This is a genomic window from Mariniflexile gromovii (assembly GCF_017814435.1).
In the GTDB taxonomy this organism is placed as follows: domain Bacteria; phylum Bacteroidota; class Bacteroidia; order Flavobacteriales; family Flavobacteriaceae; genus Mariniflexile; species Mariniflexile gromovii.
The window spans coordinates 67,051-91,315 of record NZ_JAGJCB010000008.1; the positions used below are offsets into that span (position 1 = coordinate 67,051).

14 protein-coding genes are annotated in these 24,265 nt (G+C 37.9%); all 14 read right to left on the reverse strand.

All coding sequences use genetic code 11. From position 1 onward, the window contains the following. Window positions 1–169: 169 nt before the first annotated feature. The 14 genes from J8H85_RS09940 to J8H85_RS10005 all read right to left on the reverse strand — a co-directional run bounded on the left by J8H85_RS09940 (window position 170) and on the right by J8H85_RS10005 (window position 24,253). Window positions 170–3,346 (reverse strand): glycoside hydrolase family 2 TIM barrel-domain containing protein, encoded by a 3,177-nt coding sequence (locus tag J8H85_RS09940; RefSeq protein ID WP_209655045.1) that lies wholly within the window; start codon window positions 3,344–3,346, stop codon window positions 170–172. A 33-nt stretch (window positions 3,347–3,379) separates the two neighbouring features. Beyond that, window positions 3,380–4,840 (reverse strand): arylsulfatase, encoded by a 1,461-nt coding sequence (locus tag J8H85_RS09945; protein WP_209655046.1) that lies wholly within the window; start codon window positions 4,838–4,840, stop codon window positions 3,380–3,382. 15 nt (window positions 4,841–4,855) lie between these two features. After that, on the reverse strand, window positions 4,856–6,352 hold the full coding sequence (locus J8H85_RS09950; protein ID WP_245243779.1) for a sulfatase: 1,497 nt from the start codon (window positions 6,350–6,352) through the stop codon (window positions 4,856–4,858). A 13-nt stretch (window positions 6,353–6,365) separates the two neighbouring features. Then, window positions 6,366–7,658 (reverse strand): DUF6786 family protein, encoded by a 1,293-nt coding sequence (locus tag J8H85_RS09955; RefSeq protein ID WP_209655048.1) that lies wholly within the window; start codon window positions 7,656–7,658, stop codon window positions 6,366–6,368. An 11-nt stretch (window positions 7,659–7,669) separates the two neighbouring features. Beyond that, a complete protein-coding gene (locus tag J8H85_RS09960; protein WP_209655049.1) occupies window positions 7,670–9,256 on the reverse strand; it encodes a sulfatase family protein in 1,587 nt (528 codons plus the stop codon). A gap of 12 nt (window positions 9,257–9,268) precedes the next feature. Further along, entirely contained in the window at window positions 9,269–10,726 is a 1,458-nt protein-coding gene (locus J8H85_RS09965; protein ID WP_209655050.1) for a sulfatase family protein, read from the reverse strand. Between the two features lie 22 nt (window positions 10,727–10,748). Beyond that, the gene (locus J8H85_RS09970; protein WP_209655051.1) at window positions 10,749–11,039 is read right to left on the reverse strand and encodes a hypothetical protein; all 291 of its coding nucleotides are present in this window, start codon (window positions 11,037–11,039) and stop codon (window positions 10,749–10,751) included. Between the two features lie 17 nt (window positions 11,040–11,056). Beyond that, complete coding sequence (locus J8H85_RS09975; protein ID WP_209655052.1) at window positions 11,057–13,636, reverse strand: GH116 family glycosyl-hydrolase; 2,580 nt, start codon at window positions 13,634–13,636, stop codon at window positions 11,057–11,059. Window positions 13,637–13,645: 9 nt separating this feature from the next. Continuing rightward, window positions 13,646–16,126: a glycoside hydrolase family 95 protein gene (locus J8H85_RS09980; RefSeq protein ID WP_209655053.1), complete on the reverse strand. Its 2,481-nt coding sequence runs from the start codon at window positions 16,124–16,126 to the stop codon at window positions 13,646–13,648. 10 nt (window positions 16,127–16,136) lie between these two features. Next, window positions 16,137–18,239: a Sip1-related alpha-galactosidase gene (locus tag J8H85_RS09985; RefSeq protein WP_209655054.1), complete on the reverse strand. Its 2,103-nt coding sequence runs from the start codon at window positions 18,237–18,239 to the stop codon at window positions 16,137–16,139. A 43-nt stretch (window positions 18,240–18,282) separates the two neighbouring features. After that, the gene (locus J8H85_RS09990; protein ID WP_209655055.1) at window positions 18,283–19,830 is read right to left on the reverse strand and encodes a sulfatase family protein; all 1,548 of its coding nucleotides are present in this window, start codon (window positions 19,828–19,830) and stop codon (window positions 18,283–18,285) included. Window positions 19,831–19,926: 96 nt separating this feature from the next. Further along, on the reverse strand, window positions 19,927–20,583 hold the full coding sequence (locus J8H85_RS09995; protein ID WP_209655056.1) for an SGNH/GDSL hydrolase family protein: 657 nt from the start codon (window positions 20,581–20,583) through the stop codon (window positions 19,927–19,929). A 3-nt stretch (window positions 20,584–20,586) separates the two neighbouring features. Next, window positions 20,587–23,133 (reverse strand): GH116 family glycosyl-hydrolase, encoded by a 2,547-nt coding sequence (locus J8H85_RS10000; RefSeq protein ID WP_209655057.1) that lies wholly within the window; start codon window positions 23,131–23,133, stop codon window positions 20,587–20,589. A gap of 67 nt (window positions 23,134–23,200) precedes the next feature. Beyond that, window positions 23,201–24,253, reverse strand: a complete 1,053-nt coding sequence (locus J8H85_RS10005) for a family 43 glycosylhydrolase (protein ID WP_209655058.1) — start codon at window positions 24,251–24,253, stop codon at window positions 23,201–23,203. Window positions 24,254–24,265: the final 12 nt, after the last annotated feature.

Genomic DNA, 24,265 nt, shown 5'->3' on the forward strand with positions numbered 1-24,265 from the left:
TCCTTCTATGAATATAGCTTTCTGTTTGTTTTCCTTCAGTCATATCGGTCTGTTTTTGTCATGCTGAACTCGTTTCAGCATCTCATGACATGTAAATCGATTTTATACTGAGACCCTGAAACAAGTTCAGCGTGACAGGTAATTTTATGTGTGATTTCGAATAAGTATTTTAGTTTTTTATAGGTGTAATTTTATAGGAATAAACCATATCTTGTGGTTTTACCCTAAACTCTTCGTGCGCCAACGCTTTGGGGCTCCAACTATTATCACCACCAATTCCTGTTTGTTTATAATCTATATTGATATTTACAAAATCGCGTTTTACAATATCAGTCGTGTGGAGTTGTTGCTTTTCTTTACCGGCATCAAAATCGTTATTGTATTGATGGTGGGCACTAAAACCTAACATCTGCAAGCCTTCAATTTTTATTCCTTTTCCATCCTCATTGGTAAAAGTTACCCAACGCACATCGGTTTTGTATCCATTTTCTTGTGGACGAATATAAGGAAAGTACAAATCTTCTACTTTGGCTTTATAATTCCCAACCAAGGCTGCAGTATTTCTATCGTTATAATTTTCGTGAGGTCCTCTTCCAAACCATTCTACATTTTGGTATTCATTTTTAATGATGAAATTATCACCAAATCTTGGTAAATGTGGTAAATCCGAGTTAAGTCCACTCAAGCTGTTTGTTACAATAATTTCTCCTGAAGGTTGTATATCATAATTGATAGTCACTTGACCTTTTACAGCAGGCAAATTGAAAACGGTTTGAACACGAACAGCACCTTTTACTTTTTTGGATTTTGAAATTTCTTTAGAACCACTAAAAATTTTTACTTCAGCTAGTGGATGATGATCGGTAGCTTCTTTCCAAACCGCTAATTTTTCAGGTGATTTTGCTCCAAAATCGTTATCGGTTACGGGTCTCCAGAAATTGGGTTCGATACTTTCGACAAATACATTGCCGTTGCCATAATCTAAAGACGTTATCTTTCCTGTTACCCCGTTTAATTCCAACGTAAAGTTATCATTTGAAATGGTTGTGATACCATTTTTGGTAGACACTTCTATTTTTTCATTTGAAGTAGAAACTTCTGTGTTAAAAATGGAAGGTGTTAACTGAAACTGCTCGAAGGCTACCACATGGTTTTTCGGCATTAAATTGGTTTCAACTTGATTCAATGCGTAGATATTTAAATGATACTCCGCATGTTGGTTTGATAATTCAGGGAAATCAATTTTAATGGTTTCCGATTGATATGGTGCCACATGTAGTTTTGGTAAATTCCCTTTTGCAATTTCATTTCCGTTTTCCAATAATGCCCAAGTAAATTGGTAAGTGTCTAAATTGATAAAATCATATTTGTTGGTGATTTCAATTTTACCTTCACTTAAATTGGATGCTTTAAACTTTATGTATTGGTACACTTTTTGAACCTCAAATAAAGATGGATGCGGTGTTCTATCGGGGTTTACTATGCCGTTTAAACAAAAGTTTTTGTCATTCTGTAAGTCATAACCTCCTAAATCGCCACCATAAGCCCAATATTTTTCACCTTTTTCATTTTTGGTTAAAACACCTTGGTCTACCCAATCCCAAATAAAGCCGCCTTGCATGATGTCGTATTTTTCAATAACATCCCAATATTTTTGCAAATTCCCAACACTGTTCCCCATGGCGTGTGCATATTCGCATTGAATGAGCGGTCTTTTTGGGTTGTTTTCAGCATACGCAATCATTTGTTCAATGGTCCAATACATGGGCGCTTGAATATCGGTATTAGCATAATTAGTAGCACCTTCATATTGTGTTGGTCTTGTGCTATCTTGCTCATTTAACCACTTGTAAGTAGCGAAGAAGTTTTCGCCGTTTCCTGCCTCATTTCCTAAAGACCAGGTAACGATACATGGGTAATTTTTATCGCGCTCAAACATTCTAACCGTTCTATCCATGTGCATCGCTTTCCATTCTGGCAAATAGGCTGGATGAATCTTTTGTTTTTCAAAATTATTATCTAAACCTTGATTGGTAGTACCCAAACCGTGGGTTTCAATATTGGCCTCATCAATCACATAAAACCCGTATGTATCGCATAATCTGTAGAAATGTGGTTTTTTGGGGTAATGACTACATCGAATGGCGTTCAAGTTATTTTGCTTCATAACCTTTAAGTCCAATAAGGTTAATTCTTCAGAAACCACATGACCTTCCGTATCACTATGATCGTGTAGGTTAGCGCCTTTTAACAACACTGGCTTCCCGTTTACCAAAAACTGGTTGTTCTCAATTTTTATATTTCTAAACCCAACTTTTATGGCTGTAGATTCGCCGTTAACGCTAATTAAAAGGGTGTATAAATTGGGTGTTTCGGCATTCCATGTTTTTACATTTGGGATATTTTTTTGAAAGTTAACCAGTGTTCTTCCTTTGGATAAATTCACCTCTTTCGTTTCGGTGTACATTTCCTTATCACCATCAAACAATTGCACTTTTATTGCTTTTTTGACTTTGGATGTTGAATTATTATCAACTTTAAGGTCTAATTTAAATATACCATCTGTATAATTATTTTCTAAATCTGATGTCACTCTAAAATCCCTTAAAGTCACTTTATTAGTCGCATACACATACACATCGCGCTCAATACCACTTAATCGCCAAAAATCTTGATCTTCCATATAACTAGCATCAGACCAACGTAATACCTGAACCGCTAAGTCATTTTTTCCTTGTTTCACAGCATTGGTGATTTTAAATTCGGCTGCGGTTTTGCTTCCTTCATTATACCCAACCAGCTGTCCGTTTAACCAAACATACATGGCGCCGCTAACACCTTCAAAATGAAGATAAATATCTTTTCCGTCCCAATCATTCGACACCTCAAAATCTCTTTTATAGCTTCCTACATTGTTGATATTATGTGGAATATACGGTGGGTTTGCCGGAAACATATACTTCATGTTCGTATAAACAGGAATCCCGAAACCTTTCATTTCCCAATTTGATGGCACTTCTATTTGGTCCCATTTTGAAACATCAAAATCTGGTTTATAAAAATCGGCAGGTCTCGCTTGCACGCTATCAGCATAATAAAATTTCCAAGTACCATTTAATGATTGATACAAGGTTGAATTTTTCCAGCCATCGTTTTTTAATGCTGATTTTTCATCTAAATACTTATAAAAAGAAGCTGTTGGTGCTTCCCTATTTATTTGAAAAATTTCAGGATTCTCCCATTCTGGGTTTTCCCATTTTTCAGCAGCATATATGGGTTTTTCTTGTGCCATTGCAGAAAATAAAACGAGCGTGGTGAGGATTAATGAAAAGCGTAATTTGTTCATTTTATGGTATTATTTAGTTTGGTATAAGAGGCCTTATTTAAACTTGAATATCTTAGACGGTGTTCGAGCTTCTTTCAAAATTTGCTCCATCTCTTTTAGAATGTCTGGATGTTGTTTGGCTACATTGTTTTCTTCGCCGATATCATTTGAAAGATTGTACAATTCAATTGGTGCATTTGGACTTTTTAATACATTGTATTTTACGGCTTTCCAGTTTCCTTTTCTAACCGCTTGTCTACCGCCTTTTTCATGAAATTCCCAATACAAATATTCATGTTGCTTTTGCTGTTCTGAATTGTTCAATAAGGTTGGTAAAAATGAAATACCATCTAATTTTTCAGGTATTGGTTCTCCTGCAATTTCAGAAAAGGTTGGAAACACATCCCAAAAAGCTGAAACCAAATCTGTTTTACTCCCTGGTTTAACTTTACCCGGCCATTTAACAATCATGGGTACGCGTATACCGCCTTCATATAAATCTCTTTTGAATCCTTTAAGGGGGCCGTTGCTATTAAAATATTCGGGGTCGGCACCACCTTCGGTATGTGGTCCATTATCTGAGGTAAACACGATTATGGTATTATCTTCAATTCCAAGTTCTTTTAATTTAGCCATAATATCTCCCACTTGGGTATCCATAACTTCTATCATAGCAGCAAAAGCGGCGCGTGGTTGTTCTTGCGATTCGTAGTTGCCTTGTCTGTAGTTGAATCCTCCATCAGTACCTTCATACTTTTTTTCAGGAAGGTATTTATTTCTGTATTTGGCCATTACAGCTTCTGGTGCTATCAATTCGGCATGTGGAATGATGGTTGGTACATACATAAAGAATGTGGTGTCTTTATTTTTTTCTAAAAACTCAATAGATTTTTCGTGGACTAATTGAGGTGCATAGACTTCTTTTTTATGTCCTGCATTGCCTGCTAAAACTATAGAATCTTGATTGGACCACAAATGATACGGATAATAATGATGCCCCATCCGCTGACAATTAAAACCATAAAAAACATCGAAACCTTGCTTTACAGGGTCGCCTTCAGACCCTGGATATCCTAATCCCCATTTACCAAATGCACCTGTAACATAACCTCCTTTTTTCAAAGCTTCGGCCAATGTGTAGGTGTCATCTGGTATAGGGAACTGACCTTCAGGTCTCACTTCCCGATTGCCACGTATAGCCGTGTGACCCGTATGCATGCCCGTTAACAAAGCCGAACGGGATGGCGCACAAACCGTACTTCCGGAATAATGTTGGGTAAAAAGCATACCTTGGGATGCCAACTTATCGATATTGGGCGTACTGAAATTTTCTTGCCCGTAACAACTTAAATCACCATAACCAAGATCGTCTGCAAGAATGTATATGATATTGGGTTTCTTATTGGTTGCAACAGCAATATCTTCTAACTTTTTTTCATTACTATTTAAATTTCTACATGAAAATATGCACATTATTAAAATAGCTGATAATAGTATTTGAATACCTTTCTTCATTTTGAATGTTTTATTTTAATATATCAAGACTGATGCTGGTGGTAACGGTACCTTGTTCTCTTTTCTCCAATGTACCAATTCCTCTAATAATTGATGAGCTATTTCTGGATTATTGTCTTTCAAGTTATAAGTTTCCTTTAAATCTTCTTTTAGATTATACAACTCTACTTTGTCATCATTTAAGAACTGAATGAGTTTCCAATCGCCCTTTCTAATAATGGAACATGGTGGGTTTTTGTAAGTACTTGCCAAATGCCAAAACAAGGCACGCTCTTTAAACAATCCGTTTTTCAATAAGGGAACAATAGAAACTCCATCCAAAACTCCTTTATAATTTTTCACTTGTGCCAAATCTAAAAAGGTTGGAAAATAATCCATGCCGCAAATAGGTGTTTCCGAAACTCCAGCAGCAATATTTCCTTTCCAATTTACAAAAGCAGGCACGCGAATACCCCCTTCGTAAATGGTTCCTTTTTCACCTCTTAATGTATTGGTATTACTTTGCAAACCATTAAATCCGTTATCCGAAGTAAAAACTACGATGGTATTTTCTCTTAAACCTTGTTCATCTAAATAATCGAAAATTCGTTTTACGTTTTCGTCAATTGAAGCAATCATAGTCGCATAACCCGCTATTTCTTCCAATCGTTTTTCGCCCTGTCCTGTAACCGCATCCGGGGTTTTATTTAAAAATTTTTGGTATTGTTCTTTGCTTCTCGGAACTGTTGGTCTGTGCGGTGCGTAATAATGCAGGTTTACAAAAAACGGTTCATTTTTATTGCGTTTTATAAAATCAATTGCATCATTGGTTAATCTATCCGTTAACCATTCGTCATCTTTTTTATCTTCAATAAACGGATTTTTAAACGGTGCTTTATAACCTCCGCTTTCAGATTGATACCCTTCAACATAACCTCTCGCAGGATCGCCCCACCATGTACCACCAACATTTTCATCAAACCCTTTTCCTGTTGGATAATACTTTTGAATTTCTGCTGTTTGATGTTCTTGCAACCAATCTAAATTTCCGTTAGCAGGTTGTTTCAATGGTTTTTCAAACGGATAATTTGCTTCTTCTTTGGGATTTGGCCCTACCACATGCCATTTCCCCAAGTGAATGGATTTGTAACCTGCTTCTTTTAAAGGTTGGGCGTACATGGTATGTTCCAAACCCACTGTCCAGCGCGAAAAAATATTGTGTTGATTATCTCCTTTTTCCAATACAGGCACATTATAAACACCGGTTCTAAACGACTGTTTTCCTGTCATTAAAGCCGTTCTTGACGGCGAACATGTTGGGTACATATAAGCATCTGTAAACACCAAACTTTCTTTGGCCAAAGCATCTAAATTGGGAGTTTCAAACCAGTTACTACCCATAAAACCCACATCTTGCCAGCCCAAATCGTCGGCCATAATAAATATGATGTTTGGTTTTGATTGGGCATTATTTTGACTTTTACATCCAAATGCAATAAAAAAGCAAATACAAAGTAAACGCGTTATTTTCAAAATTCTTGTTGTTTTAGTTGAAAGCCGTTTTAATATCATTAATCGTTACTCCAAAAAGCTCTTTCACTATTGGGTTTAAAGTAGTTTCATCACCTTCCATGTGAAAAGTGGTTTGAATATGTGTGCCACTTTCGCCCGACTTTAACGCCAAAGCAGGAGAAGATGTTTCCAACTCATAAAAAGGCCCTAATGGTTTAGCCCCTGGTTCTGGAGCACCATCATTGTAAGCATTGATAACATCACCACTAAATGGCTCTTTTTGAATTTCCCACATGGAATTCACATAATCTGTAACATTTTTAGGTTTGTTGTATTTTACGATGGTTAAAATTCCGTTTGCTGAATCGTAAGACCCAGCTATATCCTTTGCACGCATAGGTGTTAACCCAATTTTACTTCTGTATTCTCCATCGCCTTTAAAGAAAATAACGTTCTCTTTTACTACCAATCTATCCGAAGGCACTTTTCCAAAATACGTGTCGTTTACTAGGTTCCCTAATTCAGCTTCATCTCCTTGAACATAAGGAATAACAATAGTGGTATTTGGGGAGTGATTAAACATACCCAACAACCAAATAGACAACAATCCACTGTCTTTTTTCCAATTTGTTTTTCCAATATTTTTCAGTGTATTGGTAGTTTGATACGCCACTGTTTTTATATTGTCCGAAAGGTTTTGCAAGCCTAATTCTTTTTGAATGTCTTCTTTGGAAAGAATAGCTACTTCGCGTTCAATTTCCATATCAAACTGGAAACCTGAGTAGTTTTTTAAAGAAGCTTTTTTGGTAAACGTAGCCGAAGTTGCCGATACATTTTTCACATCAAAAGGTTCTAAATCTATTAATTTTGGTGTGTACCAATCCTCTAAAGTAAACTCAGCGCCTTTTTTAAAAAAGATAGAGTATTGTCCGCCTTCTGGCCCTAACCAAAAACGTTCTTCTCCTCCATATACGTTGATGTGCTCTTGAATTTCCTTAGATTCAAACAACTCTCGATTGATCCATCCATAGCTCCTGCCATTTTCGCCATTAGCACTACTTGTCATCACTCTACCTTGCAATGTAGCAGAAACGGCTACTTTAGATTGATTATTAGCATCCGTTAACTCAATAAGTTCTATATAATTTTTCATAAAACTCACATCATCACCGTAAGAGCCTTTAGTCGGTTCACTTTGATGTTGTTCGCTATCAGAAATTTTATTGTCTTTTTCAGATTTCTTTTTATGATTGCAGGACATTATTGCTCCTAATGACAGCATAAATATTACTAATTTCTGAAGTCTATTCATTTGTAACTTTTTCATAATAAATGTCATTAATTTTTATGTCTATAGGTATCTAAAACAGCCTCCATTTCCTTTACGATGTTTGGATATTTTTTGTAAACATTGGTAGTTTGATATTTATCTTCTTCCAAATTATAAAGTTGTGCTTTTGGTGCATCGGCTTTTATTTTACCATTTTCAATATCACTATTTTTACCACCTACAAAGGCAACAGCAGGCGCGCCACCCCAAGCATGATGTTCTGGTTTAGAACCACCAAACCCGCCACTTCCTTGTGCGGGAATGTACATCCACTTACCTTTTCGAAGCGATAAATGAGATGGTTTATGTGCGGCCAAAACCAATTCATCACGAACGGGTTTTTTAGGGTCACCTAACAAAGCTGGCAATACATTCACACTATCCGAATTTTCTAAACTTTTAGTATTTTGACCCGTAAGTGCCATAAAGGTAGCCAACATATCCACATTACAAATTAATTGGTCTGACACGGTTCCTGCTTCTATTTTACCCGGCCATTTGGCTATAAACGGTACACGGTGTCCGCCTTCCCAAACACCAAATTTAAAGCCTAATAAATCGCCATTGATTTTGTGTCCTGCTTTTACGGCATTACGTCCTCCCAAGTTCAACATCGCACCATTATCACTGGTAAAAATTATCAGCGTATTATCGGCAACGCCTTGTTTTTCCAGGGTTGAAGTCACTTGTCCTACCATCCAATCTAGTTCTTGGATAAAGTCGCCATAAAGTTCGGCATCACTTTTCCCTTGAAAATTAGTGCCCGGTGTAAAAGGATGGTGAATATGTGTGGTAGCTAAGTATAAAAAGAAAGGATCTTTTTTATTGTTATTTGTTTTTTCAATAATCCAATCCACAGCTTTTCCAGCCAACACTTCACCTACCGTGTAATCGTTGTATAATTTATGGGCTTCTACCGCTCCTTTAAACATATTAGGTGTTCGTTGCGATGCTTCTGGAGGAATGGGCGTGATTGGTGTCACCTCTTTATCTTTACCTCTTCCTACATACACCAAAGGGTCGTTCGGGTCGCTACCCACTACCCGATCATTTTCTACATACACATAAGGCGGTGCACTATTTACTACAGGTAATCCGTAATAATAATCAAACCCTAAATCGTTTGGTCCAGGACGCAAAGGCACTTTCCAAAGGTTTTCGCCCACACCAAAACCCAAATGCCATTTTCCTAAAGCGGCTGTAACATAACCACTGTTTTTAAATACATCGGCTATGGTTAATTGTTCTGGGTTGATTAATAATTCTGAAGTTACAGCTGCAGGACCCCAAATGCCTTCGCCATTATTACCTCTCAAGGGATATTGCCCTGTCATCAACGCATACCGAGAAGGTGTGCAAACCGCCGAAGCCGAATGCGCATCGGTAAAAATTTTTCCTTCGCTTGCCAATGTATCGATGTTTGGTGTTTTTACTTTGGTGGCGCCATAGCAACCGATATCACCGTATCCCAAATCATCTACCAAAATGTAAACGACGTTGGGTTTTTCCTGAGCTTGTAATTTTGATGTAGTGATCAAAAAAAACAAACAAATAGATAATTTGAATATTAATAATGAAGTTTGTCTTTTATTCATTTTATTTAGTTTTTAAATTTTCTCTTGAATATTTTCAAATGGAGGCACGCGTTGATCGGTTCCAATGCTATTCACATCTCCCAATTCTTTTCTGGCTTTTTCCGCTTCTTTAAGTAATTCTTTTACAACTTCTGGATGTTTCTTGGATACATCTGTTAACTCGCCCATATCTTGGTCTAAATTAAATAATAATGGGCGCCCCAACACCAATAAACCTCGGCATGCAATATTCTTCAAATTGCTTCCATTAAAAGGTTTTTCATTTTCAGCTTTAGACCAAAAAGGTTGGTCTTCTGAAGTTCTTGGTAAATGCAACTTCCACTTTCCTTTTCGAACCGCCTGAAGGTTTGTTCCGTTATAGTAATATACCACTTCATGGGGCGAAGTTCCTTTGCCTGTTTTTAAAATGGAGGTGATGTTTTTTCCATCAATCACTCTATCTTTTGGAATTTCTGCTCCAGCGAGCGAAGTTAGTGTTGGAAATAAATCCATAGAAGATAAAAACGTATCGTTCACCCCAGTTGCAAACTTACCTTTCCATTTGATGATGGCCGGAATGAGGAAACCACCTTCCATAGTAGTGTATTTCCCTCCGTTTAATGGACCCGCTGAACCACCAAAATGACAAAGGGCGGGTCCGTTATCCGATAAGAAAATGACGATGGTATTTTCATCTAAATTTTTATCAGCAAGTGCTTGGGTTAATCGACCTACATGATAATCCAACTCCTGAACATAATCACCGTATAAACTTCCTTTAGATGTCCCAATAAATTCTTTACTTGGCTGTATAGGAGAATGTACCGAATGATAGGCCAGATACAAAAAGAAAGGGTTTTCTATGTTTTCTTCCATATACTCGATGGCCTTATTAGTATAATCCCCTATTAAGGTTTCAAAAGGAACATTTTCTTTTACGGGTTTTCTATCGAAGTAAACATCGTCTAAATCTGGGTGCTTAGTATGCCAGTTGGATTGCAATCCATAAAAATGTTGAAATCCGTGGTCTATAGGTTGATGTCCTTCATTGAACCCCAAGTGCCATTTTCCAATAGCCAACGTAGCATAATCTTCTTTTAAAAGTACATCGGCAATAGTAATTTCATCGGGATGCAACCCGTAATCTTTGTGCTTCTCAATTTTCCCTTGAGCCACCGGAAAACCGTTTCGCATAGGGTAACGTCCTGTAAGGAGAGCTGCTCTCGATGGGCTACAAACGGAAGAAGCTACTTGAAAATCGGTAAATCGCAATCCTTCTTTAGCCAATTGGTCAATATTAGGTGTGTTAACATCTTGTGCTCCGTAACAACTTAAATCGCCATAGCCTAAATCATCAGCAAAAAGAATGATAATGTTGGGCTTTTCTTGGGCTTGTATTGTTGTGACGCTCCCTATATTTAACAGCAAAAAAATCATGCCTACTCTTAAAGAAAGGATTTGATGGTAATACGATTTCACAAAAGACTTCATTTTTAATTTTATTAAATTCTTACTATTCTTCCCAATCATCTGTTCGAAATGGATATGCTGGTAATTCACTATTATTTACCAAATTCACTGTTGGTTTGCCTGCAAAAGCATAGCGTATGTATTTAGGTTTTTTAACTTCTGAAGAGTTTAACACTACAGTTTCATCTTGAATTTTTGTATCTGCTTTTACCCATTTTTTTTCATCATTGGCAATCCAAAATCCTGAAGGTGCTTTTCCATTGGCGGTTTTTAACCCCTTGGCATGATTGAAATGCACTACCAATTTACCATCTTCTTCTACCACATTTTTCAAAGTTGGTCTAATAACATTTACAATTTAATGTTTAGTGTTTCAGATGCATTTATCGTTTTAGTTTTCAACTTTTTAGTGCCCACGCCTTCTAATGTAAAACGACTCAATTCCAACTTTCCGTAAAGCACCGCAATTTCTGCTTCATTTTGTTTCACATCAACTGTACCGTAACTATACCCATTACTCCAAAAATAAGTTCCAGGTTTTGAGGTGAAGGTCATCGACTTATCTACTGCCGAATATTGAAACTTCGTGGTTGCCAAAATACCAGCCCAAGCCATCATACTTCTGGCATAGTGGTGTCCTGCTTCGGCTTCGTTAAACGGACTTCTTTTTTTGCCATCGTAACGGTCTCTAATATTTCGGATACACAATAAACCGTCTTCCGTCAAGCCTTCCTGTAACATACCTACTGCAGCGGTGTACTCAAAGCCCGTCATGACTTCGGTATAATACGGAAATGGTTTTTCAGGACGTTCATTAGGGTAAGCCGCCATCAATAAAGCAGACTCGTCACCTAAAGCATAGGAACGATGAAAATTGGCATGAGACGCCATGTTTTCAACATAATTGTATTTCATGATGGACTCAAGCGTTTTCTTGATGTTTTCCTCTTTGGCCAAATAACCCAAACCTACAATATGTGAAAACACCTGCCCTACCAACTGATCGACCAAAACCCCTTTTCCTAACTGAAAATCTGGAGAAGTAAGGTCGACACCTTTATCGCCACCAGTGGCGCCAATTAAGGAAGGTGCTACATTATCGGCAGACATGGGCGGTTGAATGTGCTGTTCGTAATATTCGCCGTTGAATAGATTTTCGTCCATCCATTTCGACCCTTTTTCGTATAAATCATGACAGGTTTTCGCAAACGTCTTTTCACCTAAATAAGTAGCCATTGCTTCAGAAGCTTTTAAAGCCCCCAAATACCAAAAGCCCATTTGTGGATTGGGACCAAAATACTCCACATCCATGGTGTTGTGTTGAGAACCTTCCATGACACCATTTTTATCGGCATCCCAACCTCCGGGAATCCAACAAAATTCTAACGACTTTTTCACCTTTGGCCAATGTTTTTTCAAGAATTCATCATCGCCAGATAATTGCCAATCGCGGTAAAATTTCATGATGCTTCCCATTTGTCCATCGGCAGCCGCCTTGCCCCAAAGCTGACCTTCTTCAAGGGGAAGATAAACCCTAAAGCTCATCAATCCAGTATCATCGGTGGCATACTTATACTCCACTTCACGCATGGTTTTAGCCAACTCTCCGAATAAAAAGGCGGTGGTTTGTTCGTAATTCCAAACGTGTGTACACGAACCAAAACAGGACCCGTAGGTATCAAAAAGTCCTTCCCATCCCAATAATTGTCCGCTTTTAATGCGGAAAGCCAATTGGGTTCGAAGATGTGCTAAATTGAAAAGCGCCGATTCTTTAATTTCTTCAGGTATATCACTTTTAATAAGTGCATTAACGAAGGTTTTGGTACTGTTTTCCAAGGCATCTAAACGTGGTAGTGTTTTAGAAATCACATCCCAAGAATCGCTATACTTTGTGGTGTAATAATTTCCAACCGTAGCTTTAATTTCCTTTTGAAACCCTGATTTATCCCAAGTTTGTCTGTTTGGGAAATGCCAGCTAATCAAAAAACGAAAATTCCTTTCTTCACCAGCTCTTAAAGTCGTTTTAACTGCCAACGACCCCATAGGAGCATCGGCTTCCTCATTGACTCTTTTTTCCAATAGTCCATCAGCACTAAAATCGTCCCAAAAATCAAGGCGTTTTTTATCCCATCGGCTGGTTTTGGGTTGCCATGCAGTTCGGTACGTGGTGGTGCCTTCATTTAAGGATACAAAACTCATGGTGCCCCATTGTTCACTTTCAGGGTCTACGCCATTACTGGTATAGTGAATGCCTTGAACACCGTTCTCTTCGCGGATGGTATTTACATTTTTAAAAGCTTTCCCTCGGGTACCATCAAAACCAATAAAGTTTTGAATGGTTCCCGATAATGAAATGGTTATATATTTATCACTGGTATTCTTTACTGTATAATTTAAGATTGAAATAGGAATACTACTATCGTCTATATTACCCGGAATAAGCGGATTATAGGCACCAACAACCACCTCAACTGGAAGATCGTCATCACTTAAAAATACTTGCCCAAACGGATAAGCGGTTTTAAAAGAAGCATCGCTAAAACGCGGCAACCCGTGGTGGTTTGATGTTGCTCCCCATGCGCCTTCGTAATAGGATTCATCGGGTGGTCCTTCCAACAAACGGGTTTGTTTTTTACCTTCACCATCTTCAACAAAAATGGCGAAAAACGGCCCTTTTTGTTTGGCAGATCCCCAATTTTCTAAAGTAGGATTGAAGCCTTTTGCTGGACGGTTCATGATTTCCCAATCTTCCAAAGAACCACGCCCTGTAAAAGATATCGTTCCCGTACCAATACCTCCAACAGGCATTTTTATTTTTTGAATGCGGTCTTGATTGTAGGTTTTTAATACCGGCCAATCATTGCTTTTGGTTTGAGCAACAACCATAACACATACAAACTGAAAGATTACGGTTAACTTTAGATGCTTCATCCTAATCATTTATTTTATTGTTTCGTTTTTAAAAACCTTGATTTCTCCTGCTTTCAAGGTGATGACTTTACTTAATTTACCTTCTGAAAAAATTCTGAAACTACCATTGTTGGCGGCTTGAATTCTTGCTTCAACCAACTGCCCGTTTTCCCAAACAATATCCACCTCAAAACCACCACGGGCTCTTAAACCTCTAACATTTCCATTTGGCCATGCGGAAGGTAACGCTGGTAATAGATGTAAAATATAGGGCGCTTCAGCTAAGTTTTCATCGGGAACAACTGGTACAAAATGATTAGTCTGTTTTTTATCTTTTTTATAAGCTACAAAAGCGGCTTTTTCAATATTTTCTGCTGAATTGTCAATGCTTCTCAAATGACTTTGCAGTAACATTTCACAAACTCCTGAAACGCAACCAAAATTTCCATCAATTTGGAATGGCGGATGAAAATCGAACAAATTTGGATAGGTGCGTTCTGATGTTAAAAACTTATAGAATTGATGTGCCTTGTCGCCATTATGCAACCTTGCCCAAAAATTGGTTTTCCATGCCGTACTCCAACCTGTTGACACATCGCCACGGTGTTTCATGGTTACTAAAGCGGCATCGGTTAATTCGGGTGTGGTTAATGGTGAAAAATCACGACCCGGATGTAAAGCTATTAAGTGTGAAATATGCCGATGTTGGTCTGTTGGATTGTCCCAATCTTCTGGCCATTCCTGTACTTGACCGTATTGACCGATTTTTTGGGGAGTTAATTTCGGAATGATATTTTGTAGTGTTTCCCTAAAGGTTTTATCTCGATTTAAAACGGTTGATGCTTCAATGCAATCAGTAAATAAATTTAAGGCCAATTGCTGTTCAAATGAAGCACCATAAGCCTGCTTATTCAATTTTCCAAACTGCTCCACCAGATATGCGTTCTCTGGCGACCAAGTAGGATACACCACCAAGGAACCATCTTTCCAAGGGGCTAAAAATTCAACGTAAAACTCCGCTGCTCCTTTTAGGATGGGGTAAATTTCTTTTAGGTACTCTTTGTCTTTACTAAAAGCATAATGCTCAAATAGATTTTGACATAACCACGCACCCGATTGTTGCATGCGGCGACCATGTTCGTTGGGAGCTGTGAATCCGAATACGTTTCCATTAAGCCCCGTACTCCAACCTTTATCAATGCCGTAAGTTTCCTTAGCCACGTGTTTTCCTGATTCTGCTAATATTTTTAGCCATTCTTTGTATGGTGTAAACGACTCGGGTAAATTTGCCGTTTCAACCATCCAGTAATTCATGGCCACATTAATATCGGTGTGGTAATCGGCATTCCATGCGGGTTTTAAATGGCCATTCCAAAGCCCCTGTAAATTGGAAGGCACGGGAGCAGAACGCGAACAACTTAACTGTAAATAGCGTGCATAGTTAAAATACAGATTTTCCAATTCTAAACTTGGACCATTTTTAATCAACGCATCCGTGGCGACATTGGAAGGTTCATATTCCAAATGTAACTGGCAATTATCCATCAAGTCTGAAACATCTTTTTGATGGCTGCTTTTGAGTGTTTCGTAGCCTAGTTTTACGGCATTTCCTAGGATTGTTTTTGTATCAGTTTCAAAATCACGACCTTTAAACGATGGATAAACAGGCAAATAATCGGTGTATGCCGACACATAAATTTTAACATCTTTAGCGTTTTCAACTTTTAAGGTTCCATCATCTTGGGCAGTTATCTTCGCATTACCCGCATCAACGAATACCCTTTTTTGAAATTGAACGGGGTCATTTTCCATGGCCGCTTCACCAGTTAAAATGAGCACGTTTCCTTCGGTATTTAGATTGGTAATTTTATGTAAAGAACTCGCCTTAACAGTAAGGTTCATTTCAGCATTTTCAGCGGTATAGCGCATAGCGACCACATCGTTGGGGTAACTACAAAAATATTCTCTAGTGAAATTTGCTTTACCGATACTATAATTCACATACCCAACACCCGAAAAAGCGTCTAAAGAACGGGTGTAATTTGAAACCGTTTCACTTTGATGTTCTGTTGAAATAAATATATCGGTAAAAGGTGCATAGTTCCCTAAAGGCTGCTGGCTGCTCAGGTATTTGGTTGCCATGGCTTCCATACTTCCTTCGGAAGTGCCATACTTTTCATTTCGATAAGCATCACGAACTTTTTCGAAGTTTTTATAAGCCCCAATTCGTGTTCCAGATTGTTCCACCTCGCTTAAACCTCTTTTGCTATTCATCCACAAGGTAATGTCGTTTAGCATGATATGCTCTTCTTCAATGCCCCCAGAAAACATAGCGCCCAATCGGCCGTTGCCCAAAGGCAAAGCTTCTTGCATGTAACCCGGCTTATTGTAATCTTGCCTTTGCTCAGTGGTAAATTTGCTCGCAGGTTTATCATACCTCAGCAAAAACTGTGCATGCACTTTTGCGGAGGTTATAATAATTAATAATAGGGTTGCAATCTGTTTTATCATGTCTTTTTAGCTATTGAACTTTTTCAATAATTGTGTAGCTTCTATCACTATTTGGTTTCATTAATTCGCCTTTCCATAAACCATTTTCTAATTTTGTGAATTCAAAGTTTTCTGAATGTGGTATTTTGTTATCTGTCCAAATTAATATGGGACCATCTTCAACCATTTGAATTTTAACTGACTTATTATCCATTTTCAATAATTCAAAAGTAGAAGCAGAAAGGTATTTATCGGGTCTTCCTATGATAGACCAACCATGCTGTATGGGGCTTAACAACAACAAACGTTCCCTTCTGGAACCCATTGTAAACTGATAAGCGTCTTTAAGAATTTGAGCTGAACCTTTATAATAATCGTAAAGTAAAATACCTCCTTTTGGTACTTCCCAAAGGCCTTGATACGGTTGCATCATGCCTCCGGCAAATGGATAATCTTTTATTGAAACTTGCGTTGTTAACTCTTTATCATCTTGATTCATATTCACAGCCATAATAGCAGCAGTTTTGTTTTTTAATGGTGCTATGACTCTAAATGCTTTTCCATCAAAATAAGGATCTTGCATTAAACTTTCGGGTAATGGAACAGCTGGTGCTAGCGTACCTACAATGAGACCGTCGGTATAAGTTAAGGGTTTTAAAACGGTGTCGTCGATATGCTCTGGCACATCCGATAAGTAGATCGGGCCACCAGACATGGCTCTGGCTACTGCCATTAACTGTGCGGTTTCTTCAAAATTAGCAAAAAACATATCTTGATCTAGCCAATAGTTGTGACCCAACCAAAAGGCATTGGCGAAATTTTGCACCAATGTCACATCCAAACGGTCTTGGGTAGTTTTATAATCTACGCTTCCGCGGATAATGGCGCTATGCCTGTGATTGAACACATTGAAATTTTGTTGGGCAATACAGTTAAGGAGCATCAAATCTTTGTCTTTGCAATTTTCTTCTAAAGCGATATTGTTGTAATGCACACCCAAAATGGCGTTACTTGCTCCTGTATTATTTCGGAAATTATCCGATTGAAAATCGACTTTAATAATATCAAAACCATTGTCTTTGGTGGTTTTTGTCATTTCATTGTAAAACGCGTTGGCTGCTTCCTCTGAAATTTTTGGCATTAAAATCGGTTTTTTACCACTCGGGTTACGTGCTGCCAAATGCTCTTGTAAATTCGTCATGTTGTGTTCGGGTGAAACCCCTCCAAAATAACCATTGAAATTGCACCAAATGCCCATCCATTTTATTTTATCATCTTTCTGACTTATAATAGGCTCCCAACCGTTTGGAAACTTCTTTTTATCTACACCAAAAGATAATAGTTGTCCGCTTTTATGGTCTAAATACCCATCATCAACCAACATCCATCTAAAAGGAATTTTGCTTTCTTTCATGCCTTTTAATGCATCCAAAATAACTTCCTCGTTGATGGTATGTTTGTAATGTTCCCATGAACACCAGCCTAAATATTTGTAAGCTTCGGGGTATTCTTTTTCAGATCGCCACTTGATGTTTTCTTTTACTTTATCGGTTTTCATAGCCTGTTCCCAAGCCAATCTAGCGGCTTCATATGGACTCGCAGATTGCCCGTAACTCATTAATGGTACCGCTACATTTTCGGTATCTGTACCATATGTGGCAACCGTTAAGTACGCATTTTTATCACGGATGGAAAAGGTGTTTCCTATACGATTTGAAACCAAAGGTAAAAGGGCTAAATAATCGCCATTTTCTTTTTGAAGCATCATAAAAGCACCAAGATTGATATGGCTGTCCATTCGTGGTTGTTGGTGCTTGTAATTATCCAACTCAGAAATATCATGAAACCAAAGCGGTTCTACCCTATTGCCTGCCGCCAGTTTTTCTGAAAAAGGACGGAAATAGATGCCTTTTTTAAACTCAGGCAACTCTAATTTTATATCCGCTATAATACCGTTGTTTGGTGTGAACGCTTGCTGTTTTATCTTAAAAACCCCGCTAGTTTCGGTGTTCTTAAAATGAATGGACTCGGGTATACTTTCAAACTCATTAAAATTTACATTGGAACGCTTGCTTCCACAAGCAAAACATAACAGTAACAAGGTAATAATGGATATTTTAATTTTTAAGCTCATCGGATGCTTTCTTATGATTTCTTTAGATTGCTTTAAGTTTCTTTTATTTTATGATGGCTTGTATCTGTTTCCAACCTTCCATACCTTCATTTTCTTGAACCTTCCCGGGTGTGCTTCTTCCTTCTAAAATTATTTTTTTAAGAGCCGCTTTCAATTCCGCAACTTTCTCTGGAAAAACATATACCAAATTGTTGGTCTCACCAATATCTGCTTTCAAATTATACAGTTGCATGCTAGGTAATTTTAGATTTTCCTTTTTTATATCATCTAATTTTGGGTAGCTCCATCCTCCAGAACCTGGACAAACATTAAGTTTCCAGTGGCCTTTTCTAATAGCAAAAGAACCATCAATAGAATGGTGGATGGTGTATTCACGGATTTCGGTATCAGAGGCTCCTGTAATTAATGGCAGCATGCTGAAACTATCTTCTGCTTCGGCATCCTGTATTTTATAACCTGATAATTCTGCACATGTTGCAAAAAAATCGGTAGTGCAGATTATTTTGTCTGAACTAACGTTTTTTAATCCCATTTTCGGATATTCTACAATAAAAGGGACGCGGTGTCCGCCTTCAAAAATATCGGCTTTTGTTCCCCTAAAGGTATAACTTGGGTTGTGTTTTACTTTGGCTAGCTCTTCAAAATCGGCTTTGGGTGAACAACCATTATCACTTGTAAAAACCAACAACGTATTCTCTGAAATACCTTGCTTTTTTAGGGCTTCCCTAATTTGACGTACTACATCATCCACTTGCATCACAAAATCGCCATACATATTGGTGTTGCTTTTTCCTAAAAACTCTGTGGTTGGTAAAATAGGTGTATGTGGTGCTGGCAAAGGAAAATACAAAAAGAAAGGTTTTTTGCTTCTTGCTTCCTTACTTATATAATTTACAGCTTTATCGGTTAAATCTTGAAGCACGTTGGCATGGTTAAAATCATCGGAAGTAGGTCCCTTTCTCCAGAAACCTTTCTCATCTACACACACCGTTGTTTTATTTGGTACCATGGTAGGCATGTCATTTTCAACATACACATACGGTGCCATATCCAGCGAACCACAAAAACCAAAGGAATAATCGAAACCATGAGTTGAAGGTCCATTTTTAATTGGGACACTAAAATCTACTTCTGGGCTTGCACTCAGGTTATCGCGATTTAGTTTGGCATCTTCTTTTATAATTTCCCAATCCCAGCCTAAATGCCATTTTCCAACAAAGGCTGTCGTATATCCTTGTTGTTTTAAAATATCAGCAACCGTAATACGATCTGGTTGTATTAGTGATTTTGAAAAACCGCTGACTACGCCACTTTTTAAAGATGTTCTCCAGTTGTAACGACCCGTTAAAATACCATAACGTGTTGGTGTGCATACGGCCGACGAGGTATGTGCATCGTTAAATTTGATGCCATTGGTAGCCATTTCGTCTAAATGCGGTGTTGGTATTTTTCCTTCTGGATTAAAGCATTTTACGTCGCCATAACCTAAATCGTCTGCCAAAATATAGATGATATTTGGACTTTGATTCGCTTTTTGGGATTGCACTGTCATTACCGAAAATGACAAAAGGATTAATAATACATGTTTCATGCGGACTCTATTTAATTTTTGTTTTTAAGCTATTTTAATGTTTCCCGTTTCGGGGGAATAATTTTGTTTTTTAAATATATCTCTCACCTCTACTAATTATTGTAATTCTTGTTTTAGAAAACCAGCAATGTGTTCTCCTAAAGCTTCATACCCCTTTGGCGTGTAATGCACATCATCATTTCCTTTTCCGTACTTCGAATGGATTTCTTTGGATGCATCATAAATATCATTTATTATTACACTATGGGCTTCCATAACGCGTCGGGAAATTTTATTGTAAATTATAGCATCCTTTGAAAATCGACCTGCCTCCTGTTCCGGCACATAGGTTGTTGACACAAAAATTATTTTTGCATTTGATTTTTTTCGAATTAGCTTTACAATAGCATCCAGATTTTTTTCATAGGCTTCTGGGTTGAATGTGATGGTTCCATGAACCTTATCTCGCTGGCCTTGTACTTTTGAATCGGGATGGCGGTAACATAAATCCCATAAGCCCCAATTAATTTGAATGATGTCCCATTTTTCATCGCCTATCCACTTTTCAATATTTTGCAACCCAGTTCCAGTATGTTGTGCATTTCCGGGATTATGGAAAACCTCAGCAACTTCCGATAAACTTTCTTTAACAAAAGAGGTATAACCTATAGAAATAGAATCCCCTACGATTAAAATTTTAGCTTTTTCTTTTTTAAAACCTGAAAAGGCACATACAACAATTATAAGTATGACTATTATTTTCAAATGTTTCATCTGTTATAATTTAATGGTCAATTCTTTTCCTTCTACAATATTTTTGCCATTCAGTTTCTTTTTACCCACACCTTCCAATGAAAAACTATTCAATTCTAATTTACCAAAAAGTACTTTTAAGATGGCCTCTTTATTTTTTACTTCACAAGTACCCCAACTGAAACCATTGCTCCAGAAATACGTCCCGGGTTTTGAAGTAAAACGCATGGATTTTTCAACCCCCGAATAATGGAAACCTGAACTTGCTAAAACCCCGCCCCATGCCATCATACTACGTGCATAATGATGACCGAACTCTGCTTCGTTATATGGATTTCTTTTTTTACCATCGTAACGATTGCGAACATCTTGAATCGTCCTCAAGCCTTCAGCAACTTGTCCTTCATATAGCATTGAAACAGCCGCGGTATGCTCGAAACCTGTCATTACCTCCGTATAATATGGGAATGGTTGTTTGGGTCTTTCCTTGGGATAATCGGCCATTAACAAAGCTGATTCGTCGCCATAAGCATACGAACGCATAAAGTTTGGGTGCTTCATTAAATTATCGCGGTAATTGTACTTTAAAATAGACTCGTTTGTTTTTTTGATGTTTTCTTTTTTGGCAAGATAACCCAAATCTAGAATATGAGCCATCACTTGACCAACCAACTGATCGACAAGCACACCTTCACCCAATTGGTATTGTGGGTCGTCTGCCACCAAACGTCTTTTTACGCGAATAAGACCATTTGCAATATTATCGATGGACATGGGCGGTACTATTTTTTGTATGTAATATTCGCCATTAAAAAGGTTTTCATCTATCCATTTAGAACCGTTTTCATATAAGCCACGACAGGTTTTAGCAAAGGTTTTATCGCCTAAGTAGTTTGCCATTTCTTCTGAAGCACGTAAGGCACCAAGATACCAAAAGCCCATTTGCGGATTGGGTCCAAAATACTCAACATCCATGGTGTTGTGTTGGCTACCTTCCATCACGCCATCTTTATTGGCATCCCATCCTTTTGGAATCCAGCAGAATTCCAATGCTTTTTTTACGTGTTGCCAATTTTTCTTTAGAAAGGTATCATCACCAGAAAGTTGCCATTCGCGGTAATATTTCATAATAGCACCCATTTGCCCATCGGCCGCAGCCAATCCAAATTCCTGAGCTTTAGATTCAATAGGTACATGTATTCGGTAAGCCATCATACCGTTGGCATCGGTGGCATACCCAAACTCCGTGTCCCGCATATTTTGAGCAACATCTCCAAAAAGAAAAGGAATGGTTTGTTCGTAGTTCCAAACATGGGTACAGGTACCTGCACCACTTCCGTCATTATCTTTAATACCTTCCCAACCCGAGTAAAATCCAGACTTCGATTTGAAAAGCAGTTGTGTTCTAAAATGTGCCAAATTGAACAAAGCTGCTTCCTTTACAACTTCTGGAAAATCGCTTTTGATGAAGGCATCTACAAAGGTTTTTGTCTGTTTTTCCAACTCTGGAATTCGACTAATATTTTTCTGTGCTACGTCCCATGAATCTTTAAACTGAGCTGCATAGTAGTTTCCTATATTGATTTTATTTTGAAAATCGAGACGGTTAGGAAAATGCCAAGTAATAAAAAATCGTAAGTCCTTTTCTTCGTTAGGAGCCAACGTGGTTTTAATCGCTAAAGAACCCATGTTGTTTTTTTGTTCGGAAATACGTTCTTCCAATAAACCATCATCGGTATAATCATCCCAAAACTCTAAGGTACTGTTTCCCCATTCTCCAGGTTCCCAAGCGGTACGATACGATGTTTCACCTTGACTATTCGTAGCTAAACTGAAACTTCCCCATTGGGCACTTTCTTTATCAATTTCTTCACTAGCTGTGTAATGAACACCTTTTAATCCGTTTTCTTCTTTATAGGTGGTTTTGTTTACATATGGTTTTCCTTCTTTACCATCGAAACCAATAAAGTTTGGAATATTTCCTGCCAAAGAAATGGTAATGGGTTTGCTACTCGTGTTTTTTACCTTATAACTTAAAACTGCTATGGGCAGACTACTGTCTTCTGTATTTCCAGGGATTAAAGGGTTAAAAGCACCAACGGTAACTTCCACAGGTAAATCTTTATCGCGCAACAACACCTGCCCAAAAGGGTATGCCGTTTGAAACATTGCTTCGGCAAAACGAGGTAAGCCGTGGTTGGGAGCTTTTGATCCGTAGTAACCTTCATCATATTTTATTGGCACCGGACCTTCTAAAATTAAAGCCTGAGCTTTTTTATCTTCTTCTTTTATATAGATTGAAAAAAAAGGTGCACGGTTTATAACTTCCACGCCAGCGTATTTGGGGTTATAGCCTTTTGCTGGTCTGCTCATAATTTCCCAATCTTCCAAAGCCCCTCTTCCTGTTAAGGAAATCGTACCCGTACCAATACCACCAATGGGCATCGCAATCCTATCGGTATGATTTTGGTCGTAGGTTTTTAGTATAGGCCATGTGTTTTGTTGAGCCTTTATCTGAACAAAAACAAATAATAAGATTATTAATGGATAAGATGATTTTAAATTTTTCATTTATCAATAATTATAGCATTCATTATATACCCCACTAACACGTATAATTTAATCATATTTCTATTTTTTAAAACTGCATATTATTTATTTCATATCTAAACAAATGCGCTTCGCCATCACTTTGTCTCATACAAATGCCCCAACCAGGAATTTTGCTTGTTTTATTGCCATTTTCTAAATGGGGTCTGTATAAACCAGGTGCCATTGGAATGGTTGTTAGATTTTCTTCAATAGGATTGAAATTCAAACCATCTTTTGCCCAATGAATGGATTTACTTAAAGACGCCAACGATGCAACACCGCCGTTTTGATTCCAAATCAACACTTCATGCCCTTTTTCTATCAAAGGTTTTGAATATTTTTGAAAAGGACCTTCGGGTTTACTTGCCATAGCCACACCCATTTGTGTGTGTTTTGCGCCTTCTTTTCCGTGTTCAATACATCTTCCCTTGTAATACAACCATATTTTCCCATCGCGCACCAATAAACTGGCATCGTCTACGCGGTAGCTATCGAAATCTGAAGCAACTTCACTATGTGCAATGACTATATTGTTTTCAGTTCTTTTAAATGGACCATCAGGACTATCGGCTACCGCAACACCGATACCTGTAAAATCGGTAGTACTGTTACCTTCAAACTTCTTTTCAGGATTGCCGGGTGTCGGCTGCACCCCTGTATAATACAGATAATATTTCCCCTTATACGCTAGGATATTTGGCGTAAAAACAGAACGGCTATCAAAAGCACCTTCTTCACCTAAACCAAGTGCCATCCCTTGCTCTTTCCATGTGTGTCCTTCATCTTCCGAAGTGGCATACCAAATAGTACCCCAATAACCCGATCTAACAGGTTTATCCATACGCGTATACCAGATATAGTATTTGTTTCCAACCTTAATTATATCACTTGGGTCTCTTCTGTTATAAACCGGATCTTTACCAATGCCTTCAATCTCTGAATAAGAAAAACTTACTTTTTTAGTAGGAGCTACAAGTTGAGCGCTTTCGTTGTTGGTTTCTATTTTTTTTGTTGGTTTATTGCCGCATGCGGACACAAATACCATTGAAATTACTACTATACTTAAAAAAATGTATGTTCTTTTAAAATTGACTTTCATTTGATTTTTTTT